This window comes from Rhodococcus sp. A14, from assembly GCF_011603105.1.
In the GTDB taxonomy this organism is placed as follows: Bacteria; Actinomycetota; Actinomycetes; order Mycobacteriales; family Mycobacteriaceae; genus Rhodococcus_F; species Rhodococcus_F opacus.
This window is the reverse complement of record NZ_JAAOQS010000030.1, coordinates 15,902-39,611: the sequence shown is the minus strand read 5'-3', so window position 1 is coordinate 39,611 and position 23,710 is coordinate 15,902. Positions and strand designations below refer to the sequence as shown.

Here is a 23,710-nt window from a genome sequence, read left to right as displayed (position 1 = left end):
CGACACGTTTCGCGGCTTCACAGGAACTCCTCGATCACCCGGACGGCGGCGTCCACTCCACCCGCAGAACGTAACTCGGCGGCGAGCTCCGCGCTGCGGCGCCGGACCGGCTCGGCGTCGACGTGCGCGAGCGCGTCCCGCAACTCGGCTGCCGACACCTCCGAACTGTCCACTCGCACCGCGACTCCCGCGGCGACGAGCGCGTCGGCGTTCTCGAACTGGTCGGTGGCCTGCGGCGCGGCGATCATCGGCGTTCCCGTGAACATTCCCTCACTGGACCCGCCCATGCCGGCGTGGGTGACGAACGCGTCGGCCTGCCCGAGGATGTCGAACTGGGGCACCCACCGGTGGACCTCGACGTTGCCGGGCACGGTTCCGAGTTCGGCGACGTCGACGTGCTGCCCGATCTGTAGAACGACGTGCCAGCCGTCGAGGTCGCCGAATGCGTCGATGCAGCGCCGGTAGAAGTCGGCGTGATCGGTGAACGCGGTGCCGAGCGAGATGAGCAGCACCTTTCCCGCGTCTGCCGGACGCTGCCACCGGCCGTCGGCGGGCCGCCGGGTGGTCAGTGCCGGTCCGACGAACGTGTAGACGTCCTCGTCGACGCGGTCGGCGTTGGGCTGCATCGATTTCGCGATCAGCACGACCGCCCGGGCCGGGTGCCCGTAGAACTCGTCCGGGTCCGTCTCGACACCGTTGTCCCGCAGCAGCTTCCCTTGCCGCTCGTACAGCGCGGCGCCGCGCGGGTCCGCCCGCATCGTGTCCACGAACGACTTCATGTCGTCTTCGTAGCCTTCCCACGCCACGTACGTCGGCGACAACTGCACGATCGGGACGCCCCATTCCTCGGCGAGGACGCGTGCGGGACCTCCCGCGATGTCGTAGAGGAACAGGTCGGGGCGGTCGTCCTCGTACAGCGCCCGCAGTTGGGGCAGCATCGACTCGTACTCGGCCTGAAAAAGCGTGAGCTGATCGATGGTGTCGCCCTCCCAGGACTTCTCGGACTCCTCCGTCGCACCTGCGGTGTTCACGCGCGGCAACGTCGAGGCGTATTCCTTGAATTCCGCTCCGGTGCTCTCGACGACGTCCTTCACGGCGGCGTCGTTGGCGTACGTCACGCGGTGCCCGCGCGTGACGAGTTCGCGGAGAATCTCCAGACTCGGGTTGACATGCCCGGGCGCTGGAATGCTGACCATGGCGATGTGTGAGCGGGTCATCTTCATCCTTCCGATACGGAACGGTCCGTCTCGGTCCAGAGTGACACGTGCGAACAGCCGAGTCAAGACGATACGTCTCGTCTGGTCTACGATCCGTTCATGCCGTCCGCCGACAATCCCCGCCGTTCCGAACGGTCCCGCGCCGCGATACTGCAGGCCACGCAGGAACTGATCCGCGAACAGCCCTACGCGAAGATCAGCATCGAAGGCATCGCCGCGCGCGCCAAGGTCGGGAAACAGACCATCTACCGATGGTGGCGATCGAAGGGCGCGCTCGTCGTGGACGCCCTGCACGAACAGAACGCGGCCGGCGCCCAGCAGACCATGGCACTGCCGGACACCGGCAACCTCGCCGCCGACATGCGGCTGGTCCTGCGGGCCACGGTCGACGAGTTCACCTCACCCGATTTCGAACCGCTGTTCCGGGCGCTGGCCATCGAATCCCTGCAGGATCCCGCACTGCAGGAACAGATCGTCGAGCGGATCTACCGGCCGCAGTTCGAGTTCGTCGCGGCGCGGTTCCGCTCCGCGCAGGAAGCGGGGCAGGTGCGGCCCGACGTCGACCTCGCCCTCGCGTTCGAGTTGTTCATGGCGCCGTTGTTCTACCGCTGGCAAAGCGGAGCGCATCCCCTCACCCACGACCACGCGGACGCCGTCGTCGACCTGGCGATGCGCGCCCTCGCACCCTGACGGCCGGGATCAGCGGGCGTCGTCGACGAATCCGAAATCGCCGTCCGCCAGGTCTTCGAGGTGGACGGCACGCCCCGACGCGTCGGCGAGGGGAATCTTCCAGTTCGAGTACTGGGTCTCGTCGGTGCCCGGCTGATTCTGCACGCGGTACTCCCCCACCAGGTCGGCGAGCGCGACACCCGTCAGCAACGACGGGCTCCGGTCGATCAGCCGGTACAACGCCTTCACGGTGTCGGGTATCGACGCGTCGGCGGCCAGCAGTCCGCGGTCGCGCGCCAATTGCAGCACGGCCTCGCGCTGCCGGGCGTCGTGTTCCTTCTCGAGTTCGAGGTCGCGTTCGAGGAGCCCGAGCCGCGAGCGCAATTCGATGTGTTCGCCGGCCAGGTATCCGGCGGTCGGCGGAAGATCGTGCGTGGTAACGGATGTCAGGCACAGAGTCCGGTACTGCTCCGGTGGTGTCGGCCGCTCGCCGTCGTGCTCGAACCACAGGATCGACGTCCCCAGGATCCCGCGCTCGGCGAGGTAGTCCTGGACCGCGGGTTCGAAAACCCCGAGGTCCTCGCCGATCACCACGGCGCCTGCCCGTTCGGCCTCGAGCGCGAGGATCCCGACGAGAGCCTCGTGGTCGTAGGAGACGTACGTTCCGTCCGCAGGCGACTCCGCGTCGGCGGGGATCCACCACAGCCGGAACAGCCCCAGGATGTGATCGACCCGCAGCCCACCCGCGTGCTTCAGCACGGTGCGCAGCATGTCGCGGTACGGGGCGTACCCCAGTTCGGCCAGCCGATCAGGACGCCACGGCGGCTGATTCCATTGCTGACCCTGCTGATTGAAGTCGTCGGGAGGAGCGCCGACGGTAATGCCCTCAGCCAGAGCCGTTCCCAGCGACCACGCGTCCGCACCCCCGCGCTGGACCCCGACCGCGAGATCGTGCACGATCCCGATGTCCATGCCTGCCGCGCGCGCCGCGTCCTGTGCGTCGGAAAGCTGCTCGTCGCATACCCATTGCAGCCACGAGTAGAACTCGATTCGCGGCGCGAGCTTGCGCCGCTGCGCCTGCACCCAGTCGCTGTCGGGCGCACCGGCCTTCGTCGTCCATCGCGGGTCGTCCGGCGACAGTTTCTCGGTGAGCGCACACCAGGTCGCGAAGTCCCGCAGTCCGTCCCCCTCGTCGCGGCAGAACTGCTCGAACGCGTGCTGCCTGCTCGGGCTGCGCTCGATCCGGAAGACCCGTTCGAGCACTCGGAGTTTGGCCCGGTACGACGGGTTGCGGTCGATCCGGTCGGACCGGTCGTTCGCCCGCTCGAATCGCGCTGCGGCGTCGCGCATCCGCGCATGACGTCGCGTCGAGAGGTACGCCGTCTCCGGGATGTTCTCGACACGGATGTACATCGGGTTGACGTAGCGGCGGGTGGTCGGCAGGTACGGCGACGCCTCGATCGGTGGGCGGGGCTGCGCGGCGTGCAGTGGGTTGACCAGCACGTAGTCGGCGCCGTGGACGGAACCGAAGATCGATGCGAGATCCGCGAGGTCGCCGAAGTCCCCGACACCCCAGGAACGACGTGACCGGATCGAGTACAACTGCGTGAGCACACCCCAGCGCCGGCGGTCGCGCAGCGCGTCGGACGTCGACAAACGTGCCGGTGTCACGACGAGCGTGCACGACGAGGACGTGTGCGAGGTGGACGCCCGCACCGTGTGCCACCCGCAGGGGACGTCGGCGGGGACGACGAACGTCGCCCGGCCGACCAGGGCGCCGTCGACCTGCCGCGGATCGACCCACACCTGGAGCTGGCGCGCCGGAACCGTTCCGCCCGACTCCGTGTCGATCGTGACGTCCACCGCCTCACCGTGTGGAACGTGGACCATGAAACGGGTCTCGAACCCTTCCCTGCCGACGACGACGGGCGGCAGCATTCGTCGCCACGGTGCTACGTCGCATTCGGACAGGGCGTGTCGCACCTCCTCCTCAGTTCCGGCGGGAATGTCCAGGGCCGAGAGGACGCTGCGGAGCGTGTCGTCACGCACGTCGTGGCGCTGCTGATCCCAACCCCGGTACGACGTCGCGACCCCGTGCCGGGCCGCGAGGTCACGCAACTGCTCGGTGTACGTCACCCCACCGATCGTGCCAGGTCACCTCGGAATCTGCGCGGCTAACGGCCGGTGCCACGGCGGTCGGTGCGTCACGGCGTGATTGGCCCTGCGCCCGGCTGGGTAACTGTGGAGTAATCAGACGCACGGCGTCCACGGTGAGCTCGCGAGGGAATGCCGTGGACGCACCACGATGCGACCGGCGACCGAGGAGTCTTCGATGCTGCTACGTCTTCCCGGAGTCTATCGCCCGCAACATGATACGCAGTTGCTGGCCGACGTCTTGGCGGCGGAGCACCTCGGTCCCGAATCCCGGGTGCTCGATCTCTGTGCGGGGACCGGCGCGCTGAGCGTGCGCGCCGCCGCCGCGGGTGCAGGCCGGGTGACCGCGGTGGACGTGTCGAGGCGAGCGGCGATCAGCGTCAGACTCAATGCCCTTGTCGGAGGGCACCGGATCCGGGTGATCCACGGGGATCTCATCGAGCAGGTTCGCGAGGAACGGTTCGACGTCGTCGTATCCAACCCGCCGTACGTTCCGGCACTGGTCGACGCCGTACCCGACCGCGGTCCGGCGCGGGCCTGGGACGCAGGGAAGAACGGTCGCGCGCTTCTCGATCGGATCTGCTGCCAGGCCCCCGACGTTCTCGTCGCCGGTGGGGTTCTGCTGCTGGCGCAGTCCAGCCTGAGCGGAGTCGAGAAGACACTGACGACGCTCGAGGAACAGAACATGCGGGTCGACATCGCCGCGACCGCCGAGATCCCCTTCGGACCGGTCCTCGTCGAACGCAGAGGCATGCTCGAGCGGAGAGGGCTCATCGAGGTCGGTCAGACCCACGAAGAGATCGTGGTGGTCCGCGCCGTGAAGTAGACATCGAGTTCTGTGCCACAACGCTTTTCAGTGCCGACGACACTCCGAGGGAGCCGACATGCCGTCATCCACTCGCCTTCCCAGCCCCAATACCGAGGCCTGGGACTGGCAGATCCACGCCCTGTGCCGGGGCATCGAATCGTCCGTGTTCTTTCATCCCGACGGCGAACGGGGTAACGCCCGCAGCAACCGCGAACGTCGCGCGAAAGCGATCTGCCGGCGCTGCCCCGTTCTCGTCGAATGCCGGGACCACGCCCTGAGCGTGACCGAACCGTTCGGAATCTGGGGCGGGCTCACCGCGTCCGAACGCCGCGGCATCGCGCAGCACGGCGAGGGAACCGTCGCCGTCTGACCCGGCACCGTGCAGGCCCTCGGCCACACACGGTGCCGATCGGCTCAGGCGGAGATGACGCTGTCGAGGACGGAGTAGAACATGCCGAGTCCGTCGTCGCTGGGGCCGGTGAGGGCCTCGGTGGCGTGCTCGGGGTGCGGCATGAGGCCCACGACGCGGCCGTTGGCCGAGGAGATGCCTGCGATGCCGCGCTGCGAACCGTTCGGGTTGTCGCCGACGTAGCGGAACACGACGCGGCCCTCACCCTCGAGTTCGTCGAGGACGTTCTGCGACGCCTGGTAGCGGCCCTCGCCGGACTTGAGCGGGACGAGGATCTCGGCGCCCGACTCGTAGCGCGACGTCCACGCCGTCGACGTGGCCTCGACCTTCAGCCACTCGTCGCGGCAGATGAAGTGCAGGCCCTCGTTCCGGGTGAGCGCGCCGGGCAGGAGCCCCGCTTCACACAGAACCTGGAAGCCGTTGCAGATACCGAGGACGGGCATGCCACCCTGCGCGGCCTGCACGACCTTGCCCATGACGGGCGCGAACCGTGCGATGGCGCCGCACCGCAGGTAGTCGCCGTAGGAGAAGCCACCGGGGACGATGACGGCGTCGACACCCTTGAGGTCGGCGTCGCCGTGCCACAGGCTCACGGCCTCGCCGCCGGCGAGGGTCACCGCGCGGGCGGCGTCGACGTCGTCGAGGGTGCCGGGGAAAGTGATGACTCCGACGCGGGCGCTCATGCTTCGACGCGCCTCACGGTCCAGTCCTCGATCACCGTGTTGGCCAGCAGGGCCTCGGCGATCTTCTCGAGCTGAGCGTCGTCGACACTGCCGTCGACCTCGAGCTCGAACCGCTTGCCCTGACGGACATCGGAAACTCCAGCGAAGCCGAGCCGCGGCAGCGCTCCGACAATGGCCTGCCCCTGGGGGTCGAGAATCTCGGCCTTGGGCATGACTTCGACGACGACACGGGCCACGTGCTGCTCCTTGTAGTAGTGCGCGAGCCCAGAGTGGAACACCGGGCACCCGGAAGTTTACCGGGCTACCTGCCTGCGGTTCGCATCGGACGAACGGGACGAGCCATGCATGCAGGCGCATACTCGAATTCATGCGACTGACTCACTTCGGCCACAGCTGCGTCCTCGTCGAGTTGAACGGTTCCACCATCCTCTTCGATCCGGGCAACTTCTCCCACGGATTCGAGGGCATCACCGGACTGGACGCGATCCTGGTGACCCATCAGCACCCCGACCACGTCGACCAGCAACGACTGCCCGCCCTCGTCGAGGCGAACCCCGGCGCGGCCCTGTACTCGGACCCGCAGACCGCGGCCCAGCTCGGCGGCGCGTGGACGGGGGTGCACGCCGGCGACGAATTCGACATCGGCGACGTGCACGTCACCGGCACCGGCGGCAGGCACGCGGTGATCCACCCCGACATCCCGGTGATCGACAACACGGCGTTCCTGCTCGGCGATGCCGGCAACCCCGCCCGACTGATGCACCCGGGCGACTCGTTGTTCGTTCCGGAGCAGAAGGTCGACGTGCTGGCGCTGCCCGCCGCGGCGCCGTGGCTGAAGATCTCCGAGGCCATCGACTACCTGCGCGCAGTCGCACCGCGGGTCGCGGTGCCCATCCACCAGGCGATCATCGCGAACGAGGCCACCGGCATCTTCTACGGCCGCTACTCGGACATGGCTCCCGAGGGCACCGAGTTCCGCACGATGCCGAGCGAGTCGAGCGTCGAGGTGGCCTGACGGCCCCGTGAGTACTTGTCAACCGCCCGCGGTTAACAAGTACTCACGGGTCAGGCGGCACCGATCTGCGGGATCCGCGGCTCCCAGCGGTACACCTGCGGCCGCGCGTGGTGGTAGAGCGCGAGGTCGACGGCGTCGAGCATCGCCTGCCGAGGTCCCGACGTGCCCAACTGCTTCGCGGTGACGGCGAGGCGCACCACGCCCCCACGCCTGGCGGTCCGTCCGGAGCCGAGGACGAGCGCCCGGCACCACCACGGTTCGGCACGGAAACCCTCACCGATCCCCAGCACCCGCGACCGCACCGACGTCTCGCGTTCGAGGTCGTGGACGGCGGTCATCACGGCCAGCAGCCGGAAGCCGGCGGACGGCAGAGCCGCGACGGCACCCTGCGACGCCAGCCAGCGGGGAGGAGCGAACAATCTGGTGCGCAATCCGGTCTGCTCCATCACCCGGTCCGCCGCGAGCAGCCGCAACCGCGCCTCGTGCTCGGGAAGCGAGGCGAACTCGGCCCGGCGACGCTTGGTCGCGGCCTGGTCGTATCCGTGCAGGACGACGGCGTCGCCGCGGGATCGGCGCGCGCGGACCCAGTCCTGCGTCGCGGGGTCGTTGACCAGTCGATACTTGTCTTTCAGGCGCGGGGCGACGAGCAGTGACAGCGGTACGCCGCGCGCATCCATCTCCTCGGCGAACGCGGCCGCGAAGTCGCGCGTCTCGTCCTTGATTCCTGACACCGACACGATCAGCTGTCCGGTCATGGCCCCAGCGTGACAGGTGAACGTGAACAGCGAGCAAAGCTCGTGCGCCTTTCCGGTAGTGGGAGCTACCGAAAAGGCGCACGAGCGCGGAGCGCCTACTACTTGGGCAGGGCTGCCTCGATGGCCTCGACGACCTCGGGGGCGTCGGGTTCGGTGCGGGGACGGAACCGGTTCACGACGGTGCCGTCGGGTGCGACGAGGAACTTCTCGAAGTTCCACTGGATGTCGCCCGCGGTGCCCTCGGCGTCGGCGGCCTTGGTCAGTTCTTCGTAGAGCGGGTGCCGGTTCTCACCGTTCACCTCGATCTTCTCCAGCAACGGGAACGTGACGCCGTAGGTGGTGGAACAGAAGGTCTCGATCTCTTCGGCGGTGCCGGGCTCTTGACCCATGAACTGGTTGCACGGGACGCCGATCACGGTCAGTCCGCGGTCGGCGTAGTCGGTGGCGAGCTTCTCGAGGCCCTTGTACTGCGGGGTCAGTCCACACTTCGAGGCGACGTTCACCACGAGGACGGCGCGACCGTCGTATTCGCCGAGTGAGGTCGGCGTGCCGCCGAGTGTGTTGATGCCGATGTTCTGAACAGGTGTCGTCATGCGAACCAACGTAGCCAACAAACCTCTGTGCGCCCAGGCTTCGAATCGCCCGGGCGCACAGAGGTTTACTTCGGAGTGGGTGTCAGCTCTTCACGAGAACCCGCGGCTCGTCGGCGGCAGGGGTCTCGGTGACCTGCTCTTCGACGACCTCGCCGTGGCCGTCGTCGACCATCGTCGACTCGTCGAACGGGAGCTTGCCGTCGAGGACGGTACGGACGCGATCGTTGTCGATCGTGTTGGTCCAGGAACCGACGAGCAGGGTGGCGACAGCGTTGCCGGAGAAGTTCGTGACCGCGCGGGCCTCGGACATGAACCGGTCGATACCGACGATGAGGCCGACGCCGTCGAGCAGTTCGGGACGGTGGCTCTGCAGGCCGCCCGCGAGGGTGGCGAGCCCGGCGCCGCTGACTCCGGCAGCACCCTTGGACGCGATGATCATGAACACCAGCAGCGACAGCTGCTCGGGGAACGACAGCGGCTGGCCCATTGCGTCGGCGATGAAGATCGACGCCATGGTCAGGTAGATGGCAGTGCCGTCGAGGTTGAACGAGTAGCCGGTGGGGACGACGACACCGACGGTGGTGCGCTCGACGCCGACGTGTTCCATCTTCGCGATCAGGCGGGGCAGTGCGGACTCGGACGAGGACGTGGCGAAGATCAGCAGGTACTCACGGGCCAGGTACCGGACCAGCTTGAAGATGGAGACGCCCGCGACGACGCGGAGCACGGATCCGAGGACACCGAACACGAAGATCAGGCAGGTCAGGTAGAAGCCGAGCATGAGCGTGGCGAGCTGGACGACGGCGCCGAGGCCGGTCTGGCCGACGACGTTCGCGATGGCACCGAAGGCACCGATCGGTGCGAGCCACAGGATCATCGACAGGATCTTGAAGACGAGCTTCTGCACGGAGCCGACTGCGCGCAGGATCGGCTCACCCTGCTTGCCCAGGGCCTGCAGTCCGAAGCCGACGAGCAGCGCGACGAACAGGGTCTGCAGCACGCTTCCCTCGGTCAACGCCGACATCAGCGACGTGGGGATGATCGACTGGAGGAAGTCCATGGTGCCGCCGGCGCCGTGGGCCTTCTCGGCGAGCGCCGCTCCGGTTCCCGCGGTGTCGGCGCTGATGTTCAGGCCGGATCCCGGGTTGAGCAGGTTGCCCACCAGCAGGCCGATGCCGAGCGCGACCGTCGACATGCCGATGAAGTAGGTGAGGGCGAGTCCGCCGACCTTGCCGACCTTGGCGGCGGCCTTCACCGATCCGATGCCGAGGACGATCGTGCAGAAGATGACCGGGCTGATCATCATCTTGATGAGGTCGACGAACATCGTGCCGAGCACGCCGAGCGACTTGCCGACTCCCGGAGCCAGCCATCCGACGAGGACGCCCGCGACGACGGCGACGATGACCCCCATGTACAACCAGTGTGTCCGGTCGCGCTTCTTGGTCTTCCCTGTCGCAGTACTCATGGGATTGTCCTCCAATTCGAGTGGCAAGCTGATCGGTGAGGCCGGTTAGTGACCGCGATCACGTCTTGGAAGAATCTTCTAAGCGATCGCTTGGCTGGAGAAGTTTGTGTTCATTACGTTCAGGAGAAATGCATTGCCGCACCATCCGCCGAGACGGCCCATGAGCGTCGCGAGGCAGCTCTTCCTCCTGCAGCTCGTCGTGTTGGTGCTGGTCATCGGGGCCGGGACCGCGCTGGCCATCGTCGACCAGCGTCGCGACAGCGACGAGACCACCCGACGCGCCGTCACGGCCGTCGCCACCACGCTCGCGATGTCGGACGGCACCGTCGAGGCATTGCGGTCCCCTGACCCGACGGCGGTTCTCCAGCCCCAGACCGAGCAGATCCGTGCCGCGACCGGCACCGATTTCATCGTCGTGATGACGCCCGCCGGTATCCGCTTCACCCACACCAACCCGGAGCTGATCGGTGGTGTGTTCTCCGGGAACATCGACCGCGCCCTCCGCGGGGAGACGTTCACGGAGACGTATGCCGGTTCGCTCGGACCGTCGATCCGGGCCGTGGCCCCGGTGTACGACGGCGACCGGATCGCGGGTCTCGTGTCCGTCGGCGTCACACGCGAGAAGATCGGCGACCAGTTCGCCGCGAGCCTTCCGACCATCTTCGCGGTCGCCGCGATCGGTCTGGCGGTGTCGGCGGCCGGATCGTTCCTGCTGAGCCGGCGCCTGCGCCGTCAGACGCTGGGGATGGCACCGGACGAGCTGCGGCAGATGTACGAGCATCACGACGCCGTCCTGCACTCGATCGGCGAGGGCCTGGTGGTGCTCGGCCGCGACAGCGGTGACACCGCGAGGGCCGAAGTGGTGAACGACGAAGCACGCCGCCTCCTCGATCTCCCGGAGGGCCCCGTCCCGGTGGCCGCGCTGCCGGAGTCGTTGCGGCAGTCGCAGGACGACGATTCCCGGGACGAGGTGCACGTGACCCCCGACCGCGTGCTGCTCGTCAGCCGGGAGCCCGTGACGTGGGAGGGACGGCGTCTCGGGACGGTGCTGACCCTGCGCGATCGCACCGAATTGCAAAGCGTCATGGGCGAACTCGACTCCGTGCGCGGATTCGCGGAATCGCTGCGGTCGCAGGCCCACGAATCGGCGAACCGTCTGCACACGATCATCACGATGGTCGAATTGGGCCGCTACGACGACGCGATCGCGTTCGCCACCGAGGATCTACGGTTGTCGCAGGAATTGATCGACCGCCTGATGACGGCGGTGCACGAACCCGCCCTGGCCGCACTGCTGCTCGGCAAGGTGGGTGTGGCCGCCGAACGGGGAGTCGACCTGACCGTCACCGAAGACACCGCCCTCGGACCCGTCGCGCCGCTCAGTGCGCGTGAACTCGTCACGCTGGTGGGTAATCTCGTGGACAACGCGATCGACGCCGCCCGCGGTGCGACGGAATCCCCGGGAGAGGATGCGTGGGTGGAAGTGACCGTCCGTCAGGAGAATTCGATGATGGTGGTGCGGGTGGCCGACAGCGGCCCCGGTATTCCCGCCGACGAACTCGACAAGGCGGTCACGCGCGGCTATTCCACCAAGTCGGGTCAGCGCGGGCTCGGGCTGGCGTTGGTGGCCCAGGTGGTGGCGCGGCACGGCGGGACGATCCACACGGAGCCGTCGCTCGGATCGATGATCGTCGTCGAGATCCCGATCGAGGGGGCCGCCCCGTGATCCGCGTGATGATCGTCGAGGACGAACCACTCATCGCCGAGGCGCATCGCGCGTACGTGGAACGCATTCCGGGCTTTTCGGTCCACACCGTCGTTCACGACGGCAGCAGCGCCATGCGCGCGGTCGCCGCCGCGAACGGCAGCGACGACCCCATCGACCTCGTCCTCCTCGACATCGGCCTGCCGGATGCCAGCGGACTCGACGTGGCGGCGGCACTGAGCGGCGTGCGACCGAGTCCCGACGTGATCGCGGTGACCTCGGCCCGCGACCTCGAGATGGTCCGCACCGCCGTGGCGCGCGGTATCGCGTTGTATCTGCTGAAGCCGTTCACGTTCGCGGCGTTCCGCGACAAACTCGAGCGGTACCGGGAATTCCGCGACGCGCTGCCCGCCGGAAGCAACGCGCTGAGTCAGCACGACATCGATCGGGCGATGTCCGCGCTGCGCACCTCCGACGAGCGTGCGGCGTCCCCGAAAGGCGTTGCACCTCAGACACTCGACCACGTCTCCGCGTGCATCCGTGACGCTGCCGGACCGCTGACGGCGGCCGAGGTGGCAGCCGACATCGGTGTCTCCCGGGTCACGGCCTGGCGGTATCTCGAACGCCTCGCCGACGACGGGGTGCTCACCCGGCACACCGAGTACGGCCGGGCGGGGCGCCCGCAGATTCGGTACGCGCTGCGCTGACCCCCGTAACGAACCGGCGGCGCCACGCGAGACAGTGAGTGGGGCGAAGTAATTCCTGTCGGGGACGATGCAGGGAGAACACATGAAGACTCACGTGGCGGCATTTCTGACCGTTGCGGCTGCGACCGCACTCACTGGGTGCACTGGAAGCGACAACGCGGCAGAATCCGCCGCCTCCCCGGTCCCACAGGCCACTTCTGCCGCAGAAGTACACAGCGGGCCGTGTCTCGACCTCGATTCCGCACTGGTCAGCGACGCGTTCGCGACGCTCGGCAATGCACCGGGTGGCGATCCGTGGGTACCCGGAACCGCGTCCGATGCCGCCGGCGAGGACTGCCCCACGCTGCTGTGGGCCACGGCGGAGACACCCATGGGAACGGTGAGTTCGCCGACCCAGGTGCTGTTCTTCCACGACGGCACGTATCTGGGCACCGCGACAGCCGAATCGTTTGCCTACACCGACGTGGTCGGATCCACCGACGCCTCCGTCTCGGTGCAGTACAGGTGGCTCGGCGAGCAGGACGCCAATTGCTGCCCGTCGGGCGGACCTGCGGTCGTCACCTACTCCTGGGACGGGTCCAGGGTCGTCATGGAGCAGCCGTTACCGCAGGAGATGCTCGACTCGTACAAGTGACATCCGACTATCACTGCGGCGCAACAGCATTGACATGGCACGGGAGGGACTACCGGAGAGGGTCGAGAAAAGCTCCGCCAGAGGTTGTGGCCTGCATCACATCGGTGGACGATTGGAGAGGAGTCACCTCCGGCTCGCAGTAACTCAGTCAAGGACCTTCACATGTCTAGCAGAATTGCCACCACACTCGCCGCAATCGCAATGACCCTGTCACTCGGCGCTCTCGCCGCCCCCGCAGCTGTCGCCGCACCGCTCGCTCCCGCACCGACCCCGGCAGTCGGTTCGATCGCCGTCTGCCTCAACTTGCCACTGGGGTCGGCCAGCATCAGCTTCTGCATCTGAGCCGTGAGAGGCGGAAAGCCCCCTCACACTCCGATTTCCGCCTCGCCCGCCGATGCTTTTCACACGCCGAGATATCGCATCCTCGGCGCGGGTGCCGCCCGTACCTACTCGCCGATCGTGTCGAGCACCCAGGCGAATTCGAACGCTACTTCTTTCCACTTCTCGTAGCGTCCGCTGACACCGCCGTGCCCGGCGCTCATCTCCGTCTTGAGGAGGAGCGGCGAGTCGCCGGTCTTGGTGGCGCGCAGTTTGGCGACCCACTTCGCCGGTTCGACGTAGAGCACCCTGGTGTCGTTGATGCTGGTGATCGCGAGGATCGCCGGGTAGTCCTTGGCCTCGACGTTCTCGTACGGGCTGTACGAGCGCATGTATTCGTAGACCTCGGGGTTCTCGAGCGGGTTGCCCCACTCGTCCCATTCGATGACGGTCAGCGGCAGTGAGGGGTCGAGGATCGACGTCAGCGGGTCCACGAAGGGCACGTTGGCGAGGATTCCGGCGAACAGTTCGGGTGCCAGGTTGGCCACCGCACCCATCAGCAGGCCGCCTGCGCTGCCGCCGTCGGCGATCATCTGCTGCGGCGTGGTGCGTCCGGTGTCGATCAAATGCTGTGCGCTCGAGACGAAGTCGGTGAAGGTGTTCTTCTTCGTGAGCGTCTTGCCGGTCTCGTACCAGTGCCGGCCCATCTCGCCGCCGCCACGCACGTGCGCGACCACGAACACCACTCCGCGGTCGAGCAGGGACAGCCGCGCGACGGAGAACGCGGGATCCATGCTGGCCTCGTACGATCCGTACCCGTAGAGGAGGGTCGGGGCGGGGTCGTCGACGCCGTTCGTCTTGCGCCGGACGATCGAGAGCGGGATGCGCGTCCCGTCCTCGGCGACGGCCCAGTCGCGTTGCTGCTCGTAGTTTCCGGCATCGAATTCGCCGAGCACGGGTTGCGACTTGCGCAGGGCGAGTTCACCCGTCGACAGCACGTAGTCGTAGACCTGGCCGGGCGTGATGAACGACGTGAACGCCATCCGCAGTGTCGGCTGCCGCCATTCCGGGTTGGCGCCGAGCCCGACGCTGAAGAGTTCCTCGTCGAATTCGATCTCCGTGAACTCGCCGTAGCCGTCCTCACCGAGCGGCCAGATAGCCAGCCGGGTCAACGCTTCGCGGCGGTAACCGAGCACGAGGTGGTCGGCGAACGCGTCGACCTCCTCCAACCGCACGTCGGAGCGGTGCGGAATGAGGATGGTCTGCGACGTCGGGTCGGACACCGGCGCGTCGGCGAGCACGAAGTTCTCGGCCTTCTCACCGTCGACGACGTCGTTGTGCATGATCAGGAAGCGGTCTTCCCCCGCGACGACCGCGTGCTCGACGCCGTACTCGACGCCCTCGCGTCGCGGCAGCACCACCCGGAACTCGCCCTCGGGGTTCTCCGATTCGAGCACCCAGCCTTCGCTGGTGATCTTCGACCCCACCCAGATCATGAGGTACTTCTCGCTCCGGGTGGACCCGACCGACACCCAGAACCGCTCGTCCGGCTCGTGGAACACGGTGACGTCCTGCGCACGGTCGGTGCCGAGCTTGTGCCGCCACACCGTGTCGGGACGCCAGGAGTCGTCGACGGTGAGATAGAAGACGTGACTGTGGTCGATGGCCCAGGTGGCGCCGGGCGCGGTCTCGGGGATTTCGTCGGGCAGCAGTTCGCCGGTCACGAGGTTCTTGAAGCGCAGCGTGTACCGCTCGTCGCCGACCACGTCGACCGAGTACGCGAGGAGCGTGCCGTCGTGACTGAGGGAGAAGGCGCCGATGGAGAAGAAGTCGTGACCCTCGGCCTCGGCGTTGCCGTCGAGTAGCACCTGCTCACCGGGGAGTTCGACACCCGGAGCCAGTTCCGGCGGGGTCCAGTCGTCGGGGCCGTCGATCGGTGCCCGGCACTGGACGCCGTACTGCTTGCCCTCGATGGTGCGGGCGTAGTACCACCAGTCGCCCATGCGGGTGGGAACCGACATATCGGTTTCCTGCGTACGGGACTTGATCTCCTGGAAGATCTGGTCCCGCAGCGGCGCGAGATGCGCGGTCTGCTGCTCGGTGTACGCGTTCTCGGCCTCGAGGTACGCGACGACTTCGGCGTCTTCCTTGTCGCGCAGCCACTCGTACTCGTCGACGAACGTGTGACCGTGGTGGACGCGTTCGGTGGGAACCTTCTTCGCGACCGGCGGGGTGAGTTTCGCGCCTTCGGAGGTCATGTCTCAGCCCACCCAGTCCGCGAACGACAGACCCGAGATCCGCTCGTACGCTTCGATGTACCGCTCGCGGGTCGCCTCGACGATCTCCGCGGGCAGCGGCGGCGGCGGAGTGTCGGACGCGCGGTCCCAGCCGGATTCGGGGCCGGTGAGCCAGTTGCGGACGAACTGCTTGTCGAAGCTCGGCTGCACCTTCCCGGCCTCGTACCCGTCGGCCGGCCAGTACCGGGACGAGTCGGGGGTGAGGACCTCGTCGGCGAGAACCAGGTTGCCCTGCGGGTCCAGTCCGAACTCGAGCTTGGTGTCGGCGAGGATGATGCCCCGGTCCGCGGCGAAGTTGGACGCCCGGCCGTAGATGTCGAGGGTGTCGTCGCGCAGCTTCACGGCCAGGTCCTGGCCCACCTTCTCGACCACGGCCTCGAAACTGATGTTCTCGTCGTGCTCGCCCAGCTCGGCCTTGCTGGCGGGCGTGAAGATCGGGTCGGGAAGCTGGCTCGCCTCCACCAGCCCCTCGGGCAGTGCGACGCCGCACACCGCGCCGGTCTCGTTGTAGTCGATCAGCCCCGACCCCGTGAGGTAGCCGCGGGCCACGCACTCGACGGGGACCATGTCCAGCTTCCGGACCACCAGCGCGCGGCCGAGAACCTCTTCGGGGATCCGGCTGTCGTCGGGTTCACCGGCCAGATGGTTGTTGCCACCGAGGACGCCGAAGAAGAAGACGCTCATCGCGGTGAGCACCCGCCCCTTGTCCGGGATCGGGGTGCTGAGGACGTGGTCGTAGGCGGAGATCCGGTCGCTCGCGACCAACAGAAGGTGCTCGTCGTCGATCGTGTAGAGGTCGCGGACCTTGCCACCGGCCAGATGGGCGTATGAATCGAGTGAGGGGCGCACGGTGACCCAGCCTATCGGTCGGGCACCGACCGGCGGCCGCTGACCTTCGAGCTGGGGAGACGTCCCGCCGTCGACTCCCCGTCATCTCGTCACCCTCGACGAGGACATCGAACTGCAAGTGGAGGCGCAGCGGCTTGGTGATGACTGCGACCAGGTGAGCCGGTTCCCGTCGAGCGCCGGGTCGGTGAGCGGGACTTCCTCAGCGGCCCCACGACACCGGTTCAAGCGCGTCGTCGGGACCAGCCCCCACTCCTACCGCGCGGCGTTCCGCGGATCCTCGGCGACCGCGTAGCGGCGTCGCGGGCACAGCCGCGGAACACTTCGTCTCCCGTTGTCGTTACCGTTGGTCAGGAACTCTTGTGAGCGCGGTAACCGGAGAGGGTGCGTAATGGCGACGGACACGACCCCGGTCGACGTCGGGTTCCGTTCGGAACGCGGACCGATTCTCGTGTCACTGATGCTCACGACGTCGCTCGTCGCGCTCGATGCGACCATCATCTCCACCGCCGTCTTCACCATCGTCGGGGACCTCGGCGGTTTCTCCCAGTTCCCGTGGCTGTTCTCGATCTACCTGCTCACGCAGGCCGTGTCGGTGCCGATCTACGGCAAGCTGGCCGACATCTTCGGCCGGAGGCCGGTGATGCTCCTGGGCATCGCATTGTTCGGCGTCGGCTCGGTGCTGTGCGGGATCGCGTGGAGCATGCCCGCTCTCATCGCGTTCCGCGCGGTGCAGGGTCTCGGCGCCGGGGCCGTCCAGCCGATGAGCATGACCATCGCCGGAGACATCTACACCCTCGCCGAACGCGCCAAGGCCCAGGGCTATCTGGCCAGCGTGTGGGGCATGTCGGCGGTGATCGGCCCGACCCTCGGCGGGGTGTTCTCCGAGTACCTGTCGTGGCGGTGGATCTTCTTCGTCAACATTCCTCTCTGCCTGCTCGCGGCTGTGATGCTGATCCGCAACTTCGACGAGAAGCGGGCGCGCACCCAGCGGTCCATCGACTACGCCGGCGCCGGAATCCTGGCAGTCGGGGCGACACTGCTCATCCTCGGACTCCTCGAAGGCGGGCAGGCCTGGGCGTGGAGTTCCCCGATCAGCCTCGGCATCTTCGCGGCGGGTGTCGTGTTCCTCATCGTCTTCGTCCTCGTGGAACGGCGCGCCGCCGAACCGGTGCTGCCGCTGTGGGTGTTCACCCGGCGGGTTCTCGCGGCGAGCAGTCTTGTCTCACTGCTGGTCGGGGCCATCGTCCTGGGCCTGACCACTTACGTGCCGACCTTCACCCAGGGCGTCCTCGGGACGGGCGCCCTGGTGGCCGGGTTCGCGCTGGCCACCCTGACCATCGGCTGGCCGATCGCCGCGTCGCAGTCCGGGCGCGTGTACCTGCGCTTCGGCTTCCGGGTCACGGCCACCGCGGGCAGCCTGCTGGTCGTGGCGGGCACCGCTCTCACGTTGAGCCTGTCCATCGACTCGGCGGTGTGGCAGGTGGCGATCTGCTGCTTCGTCATCGGCGGCGGCATGGGTCTCGTCGCGAGCCCCACCCTCATCGCGGCGCAGTCGAGCGTCGACTGGTCGGAGCGCGGCGTCGTCACCTCGACCAACATGTTCGCCCGGTCCATCGGCAGCGCCGTGGGGGTCGCCCTGTTCGGCGCCCTCGTCAACGCGCGACTGGGCGGCGCCGACAACCCCGCCCCGGCCGACCTGGCCGGCGCCCTGCATCTGGTGTTCGTGGCCGCCCTCGGCGCGGCCGTCGTACTCGTCGTCGCCGCGGCGGCGATGCCGAAGTCTGCCGCCGCGCCGGAGGCCGAGCCGAGCGCACCGACGTCCGAACCGCCGGCGGTGAAGGAGTGACCGTGCCCGACCCGTGCGTCGACGTGCTCGTCGCGTCGTATCTCGAGCAGGACCTGGTCGACAGGATCGCTGACAGCGACCCTCGGGTCCGGGTGTCGTACGCACCCGACCTGCTCCCCCGGCCTCGATGGCACAGCGATCACGTCGGGGTGCCGCGTGATCTGACGGCCGTCGAGCACGACCGGTGGTCGTCGATGTTGCGGACCGCGGACGTGATGTTCGACTTCGACTGGCGGCACCCCGAACGCACCCTCGAACAGTCGCCGAATCTGCGATGGATTCAGGCGACGTCCGCGGGCGCCGGGCAACTGATCGAGAAATTCGGGCTGTCGCGCGCTCCGCTGACGGTGACGACCGCCGCGGGAGTCCACGCCGAACCGCTGGCGGAGTTCGCACTCGCCGGCATTCTTCATTTCGCACGCGGCCTCCCCCGGCTGATCGCCGACCGGCAGACCCGGACCTGGCGCAAACAGGAAACGACCGAGCTCGCGGGACGCCACGCGCTGATCGTCGGCGCCGGCAAGATCGGCTCGCGCACAGCGGAACTCCTCCGGTGCTTCTCCGTCACCGCAAGCGGGGTGGCCCGCACCCCGCGCCCCGCAGGCGCCCCTTTCGACAGCATGACCACCACGGACCGGATCGCCGAGCACCTGCCCGCCGCGGACATCCTCGTGATCTCCTGCGCCCTCACCGACGACACTCGTGGACTGATCGGACGCCGGGAACTCGCCGCCCTCCCCGACGGCGCACTGGTCGTCAATCTCGGACGGGGACCGATCATCGACGAAGACGCTCTCGCAGAAGCACTGTCGACGGGACGGCTGGGCGGGGCGGTCCTGGACGTCACCACCACCGAACCCCTCCGAGACGATTCGCCGTTGTGGACGGCCGACAACGTCATCCTCAGCCCGCACAGCGCCGCCAACGTGCCGTCCGAGAACGCGAAGATCGTCGATCTGTTCGTCGAGAACCTCGGACGCTACCTGTCGGGTGACGCCACGCTGATCAACGAGTTCGACTTCGACGCGGGATACTGACCGCACAGAGCGGCCGCAGCCGCTACCGTGGGTATCCACCATGACCGACCGTGACCTCGTCGACCGGATCGACCGGCTCGTACACGACCAACTCGCGAACCACGACCACCGATCCGGGCACGACTCGAACGTGAACCAGGACCCGTGCCCGCACTGCGGACGCGAATGGCACGGGCTCGCGATCACCGTGCGCGTGCAGCAGATGCGGCACGCCCGGGCTCTCGACCCGAAGTACAGCCACGCCCACGACCACAGCCGGGTGCTGTGCGCGGGTTCCCCGTTCATCGGCCCGATGCCCGAAGAGGTGCTGATGCTCGGGGGTTTCGACGTGCACGCCGCCTGGCGGGACATGGTTGCAGCGGCACGGCAGGCGCCCGATCGGATCGAGCAGCCCGACCCGTTCGACGCGTATCGCACCGTCGGTCCGCCCGGAGACGAACCACCGGCCGTCGGCCTCGCCGGCGGATGCGACCGCGCGTCGTGGCACTGCCCGCAGTGCGGCGACCGAGCGCATTTCCTCGACGCCGGCCGCGAACCCAACGCCTTCGCGGTCGCGCTGCGCGCCTACGCCGCGCACATCGCTTCGGCGCACGACCCATCCGTGGACGACGGGGACGACGCGTCCGCGTTCTCCAGCCGGTGGGCCCTCCCCACCCGCGGGGTGCTCTGGGACAGCCGGCACACCGTGATCGGACGATTCGGGCCCGGCGGCAGCACTTTCGAACCCGGCACCACCGCCCGCGACCTCCGCGGCTTCGGCGGTCCACCGCCCACCCGAGCCTGACGGGAGGTCACCGACCTGACCACCTCTCGGAGAGCGCCGGCGAACGGAGACCCCTGATGGACGCCCGCGACGCACAGTCGACGCAACGCACTGCGCGCCGCCGGACGGACACGCCGCGGTGGTGGCGGTCGGCGACCGGGATCGTCCTCACCGCCCTCGTCGCGTTCGTCTGCGCTGCGACGCTGGTGATCACGATTCCGATCGACCCGGTCTTCCCGTACGTCGTGCTGGCTGGTTTCGCCCTGCTCATTCTCGGTGCCGTGTGGCTGATCCTCGCCGGCGTGCAGCTGGGGCGGTACCGGTGGGATCGACGCATCTGCCTTGCGCCGGCCATGGTGGCTCTGACCGCGACCCTCGTATTCTTCGGTGTGCCTTCCGACCTCGGGTGGCGGCTGTCGGTGGGCGAACTGACCGCATACGCGCAGGCGTGCACACCGTCGTCCGACGACCAGCGGATCGGCCTGTACGACACCTGGCGCGTCGAGCCGCTCGACACCGGGTGCCACTTCTACCTCGAAGGCGGCCTGGTCAATCTTGTCGGAGTCGCTCAGCTGCCGGGCGGCACCGACAAGATCGGCCCACCCGAGCGTGACGGTGAGATCGGATATCAGCACATCGAATCCGACTGGTACCGCTTCGTCCAGATCTTCTGAACCGTGCCGGTCCACCGGTCGTGTGGGCGGGCGTACGACCGGACGGTCCCGGGACGTCTCTGTTCAGAATCCGGTAGCCGCGACGATGCGGGCCCCCGTGATGGCCTCGAGGAGGGCAGCATGGTCTCGGGTGTTCTGCTCTGCGTACGTTTCGGCGAATTCCGCTATCGCATGATCGAATTCGGTGTCGTCCCCGAGGTAGGCGGCGATCGCGATCCGGTCGCCGGCCCGCGCGTGCGCATAGGCGAGGACCCGTGCACACAATCGCCCGTACAGCATCATGACGGTGGGTGTCTGGGATTCGACCACCGCCGAACCCTTGCCGTCCCGCAGTTGGCGCACGTAGAAGTCCCGCTCGACGCCGTCGGGGCCCGCGCCACGTTCCCAGCCCAGGAAGATGTCGCTCGCGGCCTGCATCAGCCGCTGTCCGCTGACCACTCGCTCGCCCTCGGCAGCGAAGGACGGGCCGTCGACGTAACTCGACAGCACGGACGGACCCGCCTCCTTCACCTGCAGAAACAGCGGATCGTCTTCGTCAGCGCCCAGCATCAGAATGATCCAGGTGCGGGTGCCCACACTGCCGACCCCGACCACCTTGCGGGCAATTTGAATCATCCGGAACTGGTCGTAGAGCACGCGGTGGTCCCACCGCAGAGACTGCACATACACGTTCAGGCGATGCCGTAGGTCTCGGTACAACGATTCGAGGTCTTCGCCCGCATACAACTCCTCGACCGGCACCAGCAGAGGCGGGTTGCTGATGATCCGCCTCTCCCCGTCGACGACGGCGGTCAGCTTGGAGAGCGCTTGGACGCTGTCCCGGCGGCGCGCCTTCTCCAGAGCTGTGCGAGCGCGTTTCCTCTGCGACTTGTCCAGCTCGTCTCGAAGCCCCACGAGTTCCGCTGTGGGCTCGATGTGGGAGTACCAGACGCCCAGGTTTCCCAGTTGCGCCTGACTGGCCATGGTTTCGCGGTATTCGGCGGCGCAGGCACGGGTGATGTTCCTGGTCTTCTTGCTGCTGAAGCCGTTCTCCTGCGCCGCGATCGCGAGGCTCGCGACGAGGCGTTTGACGTCCCATTCGAAAGGACCGGGATGTGTCTCGTCGAAGTCGTTGATGTCGAATGCCAGCCGACGTTCCGGGGTGGCGAAGATTCCGAAGTTACTCAGGTGCGCGTCGCCGCAGAGCTGCGTGCGCAGGCCCGTGGTAGGCGAGTGGGACAGATCGTCGGCCATGATCGCGGCGCCGCCGCGGTAGAAGGCGAAGGCCGTCGCCGCCATGCGCCCGTACCGGATCGGAACGAGTTCCGCGACTCTCTCCGTCGCCTGCTTCTCGAGGAGGCCCACAGGGTCGCGCCGATCGGCTACACGGTGTTCCGCGAGCGCAGCCGGCGGGGTGTCTCGGCGGGCGTCCGCCCCTCGTTGTGCGCGCTCGGTCCGGCTCGGATGTGCCACCGGTTCGTCGTGTTCCGCGGACATGGTTGTCTGCCTTCCTCGAGTGACGCGATATGGCCTGGTTACCGCCAATTTTCCGCCGGTCGGAGGGTATTGGCAGCACAACGTTTCGGCAGTGGAGTCCGAATGCAGCGCAGGTCCGCCGGGTGACGATTCAGACGCGCTACGTGCGGATCACTTGGCGGTGCTCTTGCGGGGCCGCCCACGACGCGCGGTCTTGACCGGTGGCGGACTCGCCGTTTCCGGTTCCGCGTCGGCGGTCGACTCTTCGGACGGATCGTCCCGCCAACTGATTTCGATTTCGATCTCGGTCTCGTCGCCGTCGACCTCTATCTCGAGCTCCCACCGGACCCGGTCGGCGACGACGATTTCGATCGAGTCGCCACCCGAGCCCAGCTCCACCTCGGAGCCACTCGCGAGGGCCTGTCCGAGCGCGATGAGCCGGTCGGACACCTCTTTCCGGGAGAGCTCGGACTTCCTCTTGATCTCCAGCTTGGGCACGGCGACTCCTGACCTCGGGGCAGTGTCTCATCACCGTAACTGCCGCGCGACCGGTTGCCGGATCGAACCGAGAACAAACCACCCGGTGGCCGAAATACGGGGCTCCGTCCCCGGATCGGCAATTGCACAAGCATCCGCCGGGGCGATCGAAGAACGGCGGAGTGTCTCGATCCTCGATCCATCACGGAGTAGGGGCACGACTGTCATTCAGGAGATGTGCGGGCTCTCCGCTGCGGGCGCATCCCAGGCTGCCGGTGTGCGTTCTGCGTACTTTCGTGCCTCGTCCATGAGCGTCCGCGCGGGTGGCGTGAGATGGGTTCGCCGGCAGACGGCGGCGATGTGCAAGTAGGACTCGGGGACGATGCGGTGCACGGTGGCGCCGGACTGCCGGGCCGACGGCGCCCACGACGACGGCATGACAGCCTGCCCGAATCCGCTGAGGACCATCGGCAGGATCGAGGTTCGGTGGGCGACCTCGGCGACGATGGTGGCTGCGACGCCGCTGGCGAGGACCTCGTCGACGAGGGTTCGCATCAACGATCCGCGCTGCGAGACGATGAGTCGAAATCCGGACAGTTCCGATCTCCGAATCTCCGGGCGGCTCGGCGTCTCGGCGCCCGGCCCGGAGATGAGGATCAGCGGCTGGCTTTCGAGTGCGACGACGTCGAGTTCGGGGGCACGCACCGCAGCGGGTGAACCCAGGATCCCGACTTCGCATACGCCGGTGCGCACGGCATGGAGCACCTCTTCGGGGGTGAATGCCGCCTCGGCATTGACGGTGACCGATGGATAGGTGCGGCTGAAGCTGGTGAGGATCGTGGTGAGGGGTTCGATCCCGGGTGACGGCATCGTGATCAGGTCCACGCGACCGGCGCGGAGCCCTTTCAGCGCATCGACGGATGCCTTCGCATCCTCGAGATCGCGCAACACCACGCGGGCCGGACCGACGAGCGTTTCGCCGGCGTCGCTGAGCACCAGCCTGCGTCCGACGCGGTGAAAGAGCGGTACCCCGAGTTCACGCTCGAGCGCGGATATCGACTGGGAGAGCGAGGGCTGCGCGATCAGCAGTGTTTCCGCTGCGCGGTTGATGCCTCCCTGGTCGACCACAGCCAGGAAGTACCGCAACTGACGCGCGTCCATCCGAACCCCTCATTCC

24 protein-coding genes are annotated in these 23,710 nt (G+C 67.7%); 12 read left to right on the top strand and 12 right to left on the bottom strand.

Annotation, left to right across the window (positions count from 1 at the left end):
- Positions 1-17: 17 nt before the first annotated feature.
- Positions 18-1,217 carry a macrolide family glycosyltransferase gene (locus tag G9373_RS17840; protein ID WP_169693825.1) on the bottom strand — a complete coding sequence of 400 codons (1,200 nt, stop codon included), beginning with the start codon at positions 1,215-1,217 and terminating at the stop codon, positions 18-20.
- Positions 1,218-1,316: 99 nt separating this feature from the next.
- On the opposite strand from G9373_RS17840, the gene G9373_RS17835 reads away from it, so the two are divergent.
- A complete protein-coding gene (locus G9373_RS17835; RefSeq protein WP_005561120.1) occupies positions 1,317-1,907 on the top strand; it encodes a TetR/AcrR family transcriptional regulator in 591 nt (196 codons plus the stop codon).
- A 9-nt stretch (positions 1,908-1,916) separates the two neighbouring features.
- Here G9373_RS17835 and malQ read toward each other — a convergent pair whose 3' ends face one another.
- Complete coding sequence (malQ, locus tag G9373_RS17830) at positions 1,917-4,022, bottom strand: 4-alpha-glucanotransferase (protein ID WP_005561118.1); 2,106 nt, start codon at positions 4,020-4,022, stop codon at positions 1,917-1,919.
- A 196-nt stretch (positions 4,023-4,218) separates the two neighbouring features.
- Between malQ and G9373_RS17825 the strand changes: the two genes are divergently transcribed.
- Together G9373_RS17825 and G9373_RS17820 are read left to right on the top strand one after the other, a co-directional pair.
- Entirely contained in the window at positions 4,219-4,866 is a 648-nt protein-coding gene (locus tag G9373_RS17825) for a HemK2/MTQ2 family protein methyltransferase (protein ID WP_037203385.1), read from the top strand.
- Between the two features lie 58 nt (positions 4,867-4,924).
- A complete protein-coding gene (locus G9373_RS17820; protein ID WP_054245733.1) occupies positions 4,925-5,218 on the top strand; it encodes a WhiB family transcriptional regulator in 294 nt (97 codons plus the stop codon).
- Positions 5,219-5,262: 44 nt separating this feature from the next.
- On the opposite strand, the gene purQ is transcribed toward G9373_RS17820, so the two are convergent.
- The gene (gene purQ, locus G9373_RS17815) at positions 5,263-5,940 is read right to left on the bottom strand and encodes a phosphoribosylformylglycinamidine synthase subunit PurQ (protein ID WP_005254831.1); all 678 of its coding nucleotides are present in this window, start codon (positions 5,938-5,940) and stop codon (positions 5,263-5,265) included.
- Complete coding sequence (gene purS, locus G9373_RS17810; protein ID WP_005244409.1) at positions 5,937-6,176, bottom strand: phosphoribosylformylglycinamidine synthase subunit PurS; 240 nt, start codon at positions 6,174-6,176, stop codon at positions 5,937-5,939. The genes purQ and purS overlap by 4 nt, the downstream gene beginning before the upstream one ends.
- A 131-nt stretch (positions 6,177-6,307) precedes the next feature.
- On the opposite strand from purS, the gene G9373_RS17805 reads away from it, so the two are divergent.
- Positions 6,308-6,955 carry an MBL fold metallo-hydrolase gene (locus G9373_RS17805; RefSeq protein ID WP_005244410.1) on the top strand — a complete coding sequence of 216 codons (648 nt, stop codon included), beginning with the start codon at positions 6,308-6,310 and terminating at the stop codon, positions 6,953-6,955.
- A gap of 50 nt (positions 6,956-7,005) precedes the next feature.
- Here the strand turns inward: G9373_RS17805 and G9373_RS17800 are convergent, their stop codons facing one another.
- The 3 genes from G9373_RS17800 to G9373_RS17790 all read right to left on the bottom strand — a co-directional run bounded on the left by G9373_RS17800 (position 7,006) and on the right by G9373_RS17790 (position 9,771).
- Positions 7,006-7,710 carry a DUF2334 domain-containing protein gene (locus G9373_RS17800; RefSeq protein WP_005254832.1) on the bottom strand — a complete coding sequence of 235 codons (705 nt, stop codon included), beginning with the start codon at positions 7,708-7,710 and terminating at the stop codon, positions 7,006-7,008.
- 98 nt (positions 7,711-7,808) lie between these two features.
- The gene (locus tag G9373_RS17795; RefSeq protein ID WP_005254833.1) at positions 7,809-8,303 is read right to left on the bottom strand and encodes a glutathione peroxidase; all 495 of its coding nucleotides are present in this window, start codon (positions 8,301-8,303) and stop codon (positions 7,809-7,811) included.
- A gap of 82 nt (positions 8,304-8,385) precedes the next feature.
- Positions 8,386-9,771: a C4-dicarboxylate transporter DctA gene (locus tag G9373_RS17790; RefSeq protein ID WP_005254834.1), complete on the bottom strand. Its 1,386-nt coding sequence runs from the start codon at positions 9,769-9,771 to the stop codon at positions 8,386-8,388.
- A 160-nt stretch (positions 9,772-9,931) separates the two neighbouring features.
- Here G9373_RS17790 and G9373_RS17785 point away from each other — a divergent pair, with 160 nt between their 5' ends.
- The 4 genes from G9373_RS17785 (at position 9,932) to G9373_RS17770 (ending at position 13,159) form a co-directional block, all read left to right on the top strand.
- Positions 9,932-11,497 (top strand): sensor histidine kinase, encoded by a 1,566-nt coding sequence (locus tag G9373_RS17785; RefSeq protein WP_054245734.1) that lies wholly within the window; start codon positions 9,932-9,934, stop codon positions 11,495-11,497.
- Positions 11,494-12,183: a response regulator gene (locus G9373_RS17780; protein ID WP_005254836.1), complete on the top strand. Its 690-nt coding sequence runs from the start codon at positions 11,494-11,496 to the stop codon at positions 12,181-12,183. Before G9373_RS17785 ends, G9373_RS17780 begins: the two co-directional genes overlap by 4 nt.
- Positions 12,184-12,265: 82 nt before the next feature.
- A complete protein-coding gene (locus tag G9373_RS17775; RefSeq protein WP_054245735.1) occupies positions 12,266-12,817 on the top strand; it encodes an LppP/LprE family lipoprotein in 552 nt (183 codons plus the stop codon).
- Positions 12,818-12,979: 162 nt separating this feature from the next.
- Positions 12,980-13,159, top strand: coding sequence for a hypothetical protein (locus tag G9373_RS17770; protein ID WP_005244417.1), 180 nt, complete (start codon positions 12,980-12,982; stop codon positions 13,157-13,159).
- Positions 13,160-13,263: 104 nt separating this feature from the next.
- On the opposite strand, the gene G9373_RS17765 is transcribed toward G9373_RS17770, so the two are convergent.
- Both G9373_RS17765 and G9373_RS17760 read right to left on the bottom strand, forming a co-directional pair.
- Entirely contained in the window at positions 13,264-15,393 is a 2,130-nt protein-coding gene (locus tag G9373_RS17765; RefSeq protein WP_064080080.1) for a S9 family peptidase, read from the bottom strand.
- Positions 15,394-15,396: 3 nt separating this feature from the next.
- Positions 15,397-16,281 (bottom strand): phosphoribosylaminoimidazolesuccinocarboxamide synthase, encoded by an 885-nt coding sequence (locus tag G9373_RS17760; RefSeq protein ID WP_005566431.1) that lies wholly within the window; start codon positions 16,279-16,281, stop codon positions 15,397-15,399.
- 388 nt (positions 16,282-16,669) lie between these two features.
- Between G9373_RS17760 and G9373_RS17750 the strand changes: the two genes are divergently transcribed.
- The 4 genes from G9373_RS17750 to G9373_RS17735 are packed head-to-tail and all read left to right on the top strand — an operon-like array spanning position 16,670 to position 20,601.
- Complete coding sequence (locus G9373_RS17750; protein ID WP_005254841.1) at positions 16,670-18,127, top strand: MDR family MFS transporter; 1,458 nt, start codon at positions 16,670-16,672, stop codon at positions 18,125-18,127.
- Entirely contained in the window at positions 18,124-19,164 is a 1,041-nt protein-coding gene (locus tag G9373_RS17745) for a D-2-hydroxyacid dehydrogenase (protein ID WP_005566430.1), read from the top strand. The genes G9373_RS17750 and G9373_RS17745 overlap by 4 nt, the downstream gene beginning before the upstream one ends.
- Before the next feature lie 40 nt (positions 19,165-19,204).
- Positions 19,205-19,948 carry a hypothetical protein gene (locus G9373_RS17740; RefSeq protein ID WP_054245765.1) on the top strand — a complete coding sequence of 248 codons (744 nt, stop codon included), beginning with the start codon at positions 19,205-19,207 and terminating at the stop codon, positions 19,946-19,948.
- Between the two features lie 56 nt (positions 19,949-20,004).
- The gene (locus G9373_RS17735; protein WP_240482695.1) at positions 20,005-20,601 is read left to right on the top strand and encodes a DUF1129 domain-containing protein; all 597 of its coding nucleotides are present in this window, start codon (positions 20,005-20,007) and stop codon (positions 20,599-20,601) included.
- A 63-nt stretch (positions 20,602-20,664) separates the two neighbouring features.
- On the opposite strand, the gene G9373_RS17730 is transcribed toward G9373_RS17735, so the two are convergent.
- The 3 genes from G9373_RS17730 to G9373_RS17720 form a co-directional block, all read right to left on the bottom strand.
- The gene (locus tag G9373_RS17730; protein WP_054245739.1) at positions 20,665-22,077 is read right to left on the bottom strand and encodes a DUF2252 domain-containing protein; all 1,413 of its coding nucleotides are present in this window, start codon (positions 22,075-22,077) and stop codon (positions 20,665-20,667) included.
- Positions 22,078-22,227: 150 nt separating this feature from the next.
- Positions 22,228-22,554, bottom strand: a complete 327-nt coding sequence (locus G9373_RS17725; protein ID WP_005254847.1) for an amphi-Trp domain-containing protein — start codon at positions 22,552-22,554, stop codon at positions 22,228-22,230.
- 207 nt (positions 22,555-22,761) lie between these two features.
- A complete protein-coding gene (locus tag G9373_RS17720; RefSeq protein ID WP_005566421.1) occupies positions 22,762-23,694 on the bottom strand; it encodes a LysR family transcriptional regulator in 933 nt (310 codons plus the stop codon).
- Positions 23,695-23,710: the final 16 nt, after the last annotated feature.

Bases quoted from the DNA above. Each gene is read 5' to 3' on its own strand.
- G9373_RS17840 (WP_169693825.1), bottom strand. From the start codon at position 1,217: ATGACCCGCTCACACATCGCCATGGTCAGCATTCCAGCGCCCGGGCAT.
- G9373_RS17835 (WP_005561120.1), top strand. From the start codon at position 1,317: ATGCCGTCCGCCGACAATCCCCGCCGTTCCGAACGGTCCCGCGCCGCG.
- G9373_RS17825 (WP_037203385.1), top strand. From the start codon at position 4,219: ATGCTGCTACGTCTTCCCGGAGTCTATCGCCCGCAACATGATACGCAG.
- G9373_RS17820 (WP_054245733.1), top strand. From the start codon at position 4,925: ATGCCGTCATCCACTCGCCTTCCCAGCCCCAATACCGAGGCCTGGGAC.
- purQ (WP_005254831.1), bottom strand. From the start codon at position 5,940: ATGAGCGCCCGCGTCGGAGTCATCACTTTCCCCGGCACCCTCGACGAC.
- G9373_RS17805 (WP_005244410.1), top strand. From the start codon at position 6,308: ATGCGACTGACTCACTTCGGCCACAGCTGCGTCCTCGTCGAGTTGAAC.
- G9373_RS17800 (WP_005254832.1), bottom strand. From the start codon at position 7,710: ATGACCGGACAGCTGATCGTGTCGGTGTCAGGAATCAAGGACGAGACG.
- G9373_RS17795 (WP_005254833.1), bottom strand. From the start codon at position 8,303: ATGACGACACCTGTTCAGAACATCGGCATCAACACACTCGGCGGCACG.
- G9373_RS17790 (WP_005254834.1), bottom strand. From the start codon at position 9,771: ATGAGTACTGCGACAGGGAAGACCAAGAAGCGCGACCGGACACACTGG.
- G9373_RS17785 (WP_054245734.1), top strand. From the start codon at position 9,932: ATGAGCGTCGCGAGGCAGCTCTTCCTCCTGCAGCTCGTCGTGTTGGTG.
- G9373_RS17775 (WP_054245735.1), top strand. From the start codon at position 12,266: ATGAAGACTCACGTGGCGGCATTTCTGACCGTTGCGGCTGCGACCGCA.
- G9373_RS17770 (WP_005244417.1), top strand. From the start codon at position 12,980: ATGTCTAGCAGAATTGCCACCACACTCGCCGCAATCGCAATGACCCTG.
- G9373_RS17765 (WP_064080080.1), bottom strand. From the start codon at position 15,393: ATGACCTCCGAAGGCGCGAAACTCACCCCGCCGGTCGCGAAGAAGGTT.
- G9373_RS17750 (WP_005254841.1), top strand. From the start codon at position 16,670: ATGGCGACGGACACGACCCCGGTCGACGTCGGGTTCCGTTCGGAACGC.
- G9373_RS17740 (WP_054245765.1), top strand. From the start codon at position 19,205: ATGACCGACCGTGACCTCGTCGACCGGATCGACCGGCTCGTACACGAC.
- G9373_RS17735 (WP_240482695.1), top strand. From the start codon at position 20,005: ATGGACGCCCGCGACGCACAGTCGACGCAACGCACTGCGCGCCGCCGG.
- G9373_RS17730 (WP_054245739.1), bottom strand. From the start codon at position 22,077: ATGTCCGCGGAACACGACGAACCGGTGGCACATCCGAGCCGGACCGAG.
- G9373_RS17720 (WP_005566421.1), bottom strand. From the start codon at position 23,694: ATGGACGCGCGTCAGTTGCGGTACTTCCTGGCTGTGGTCGACCAGGGA.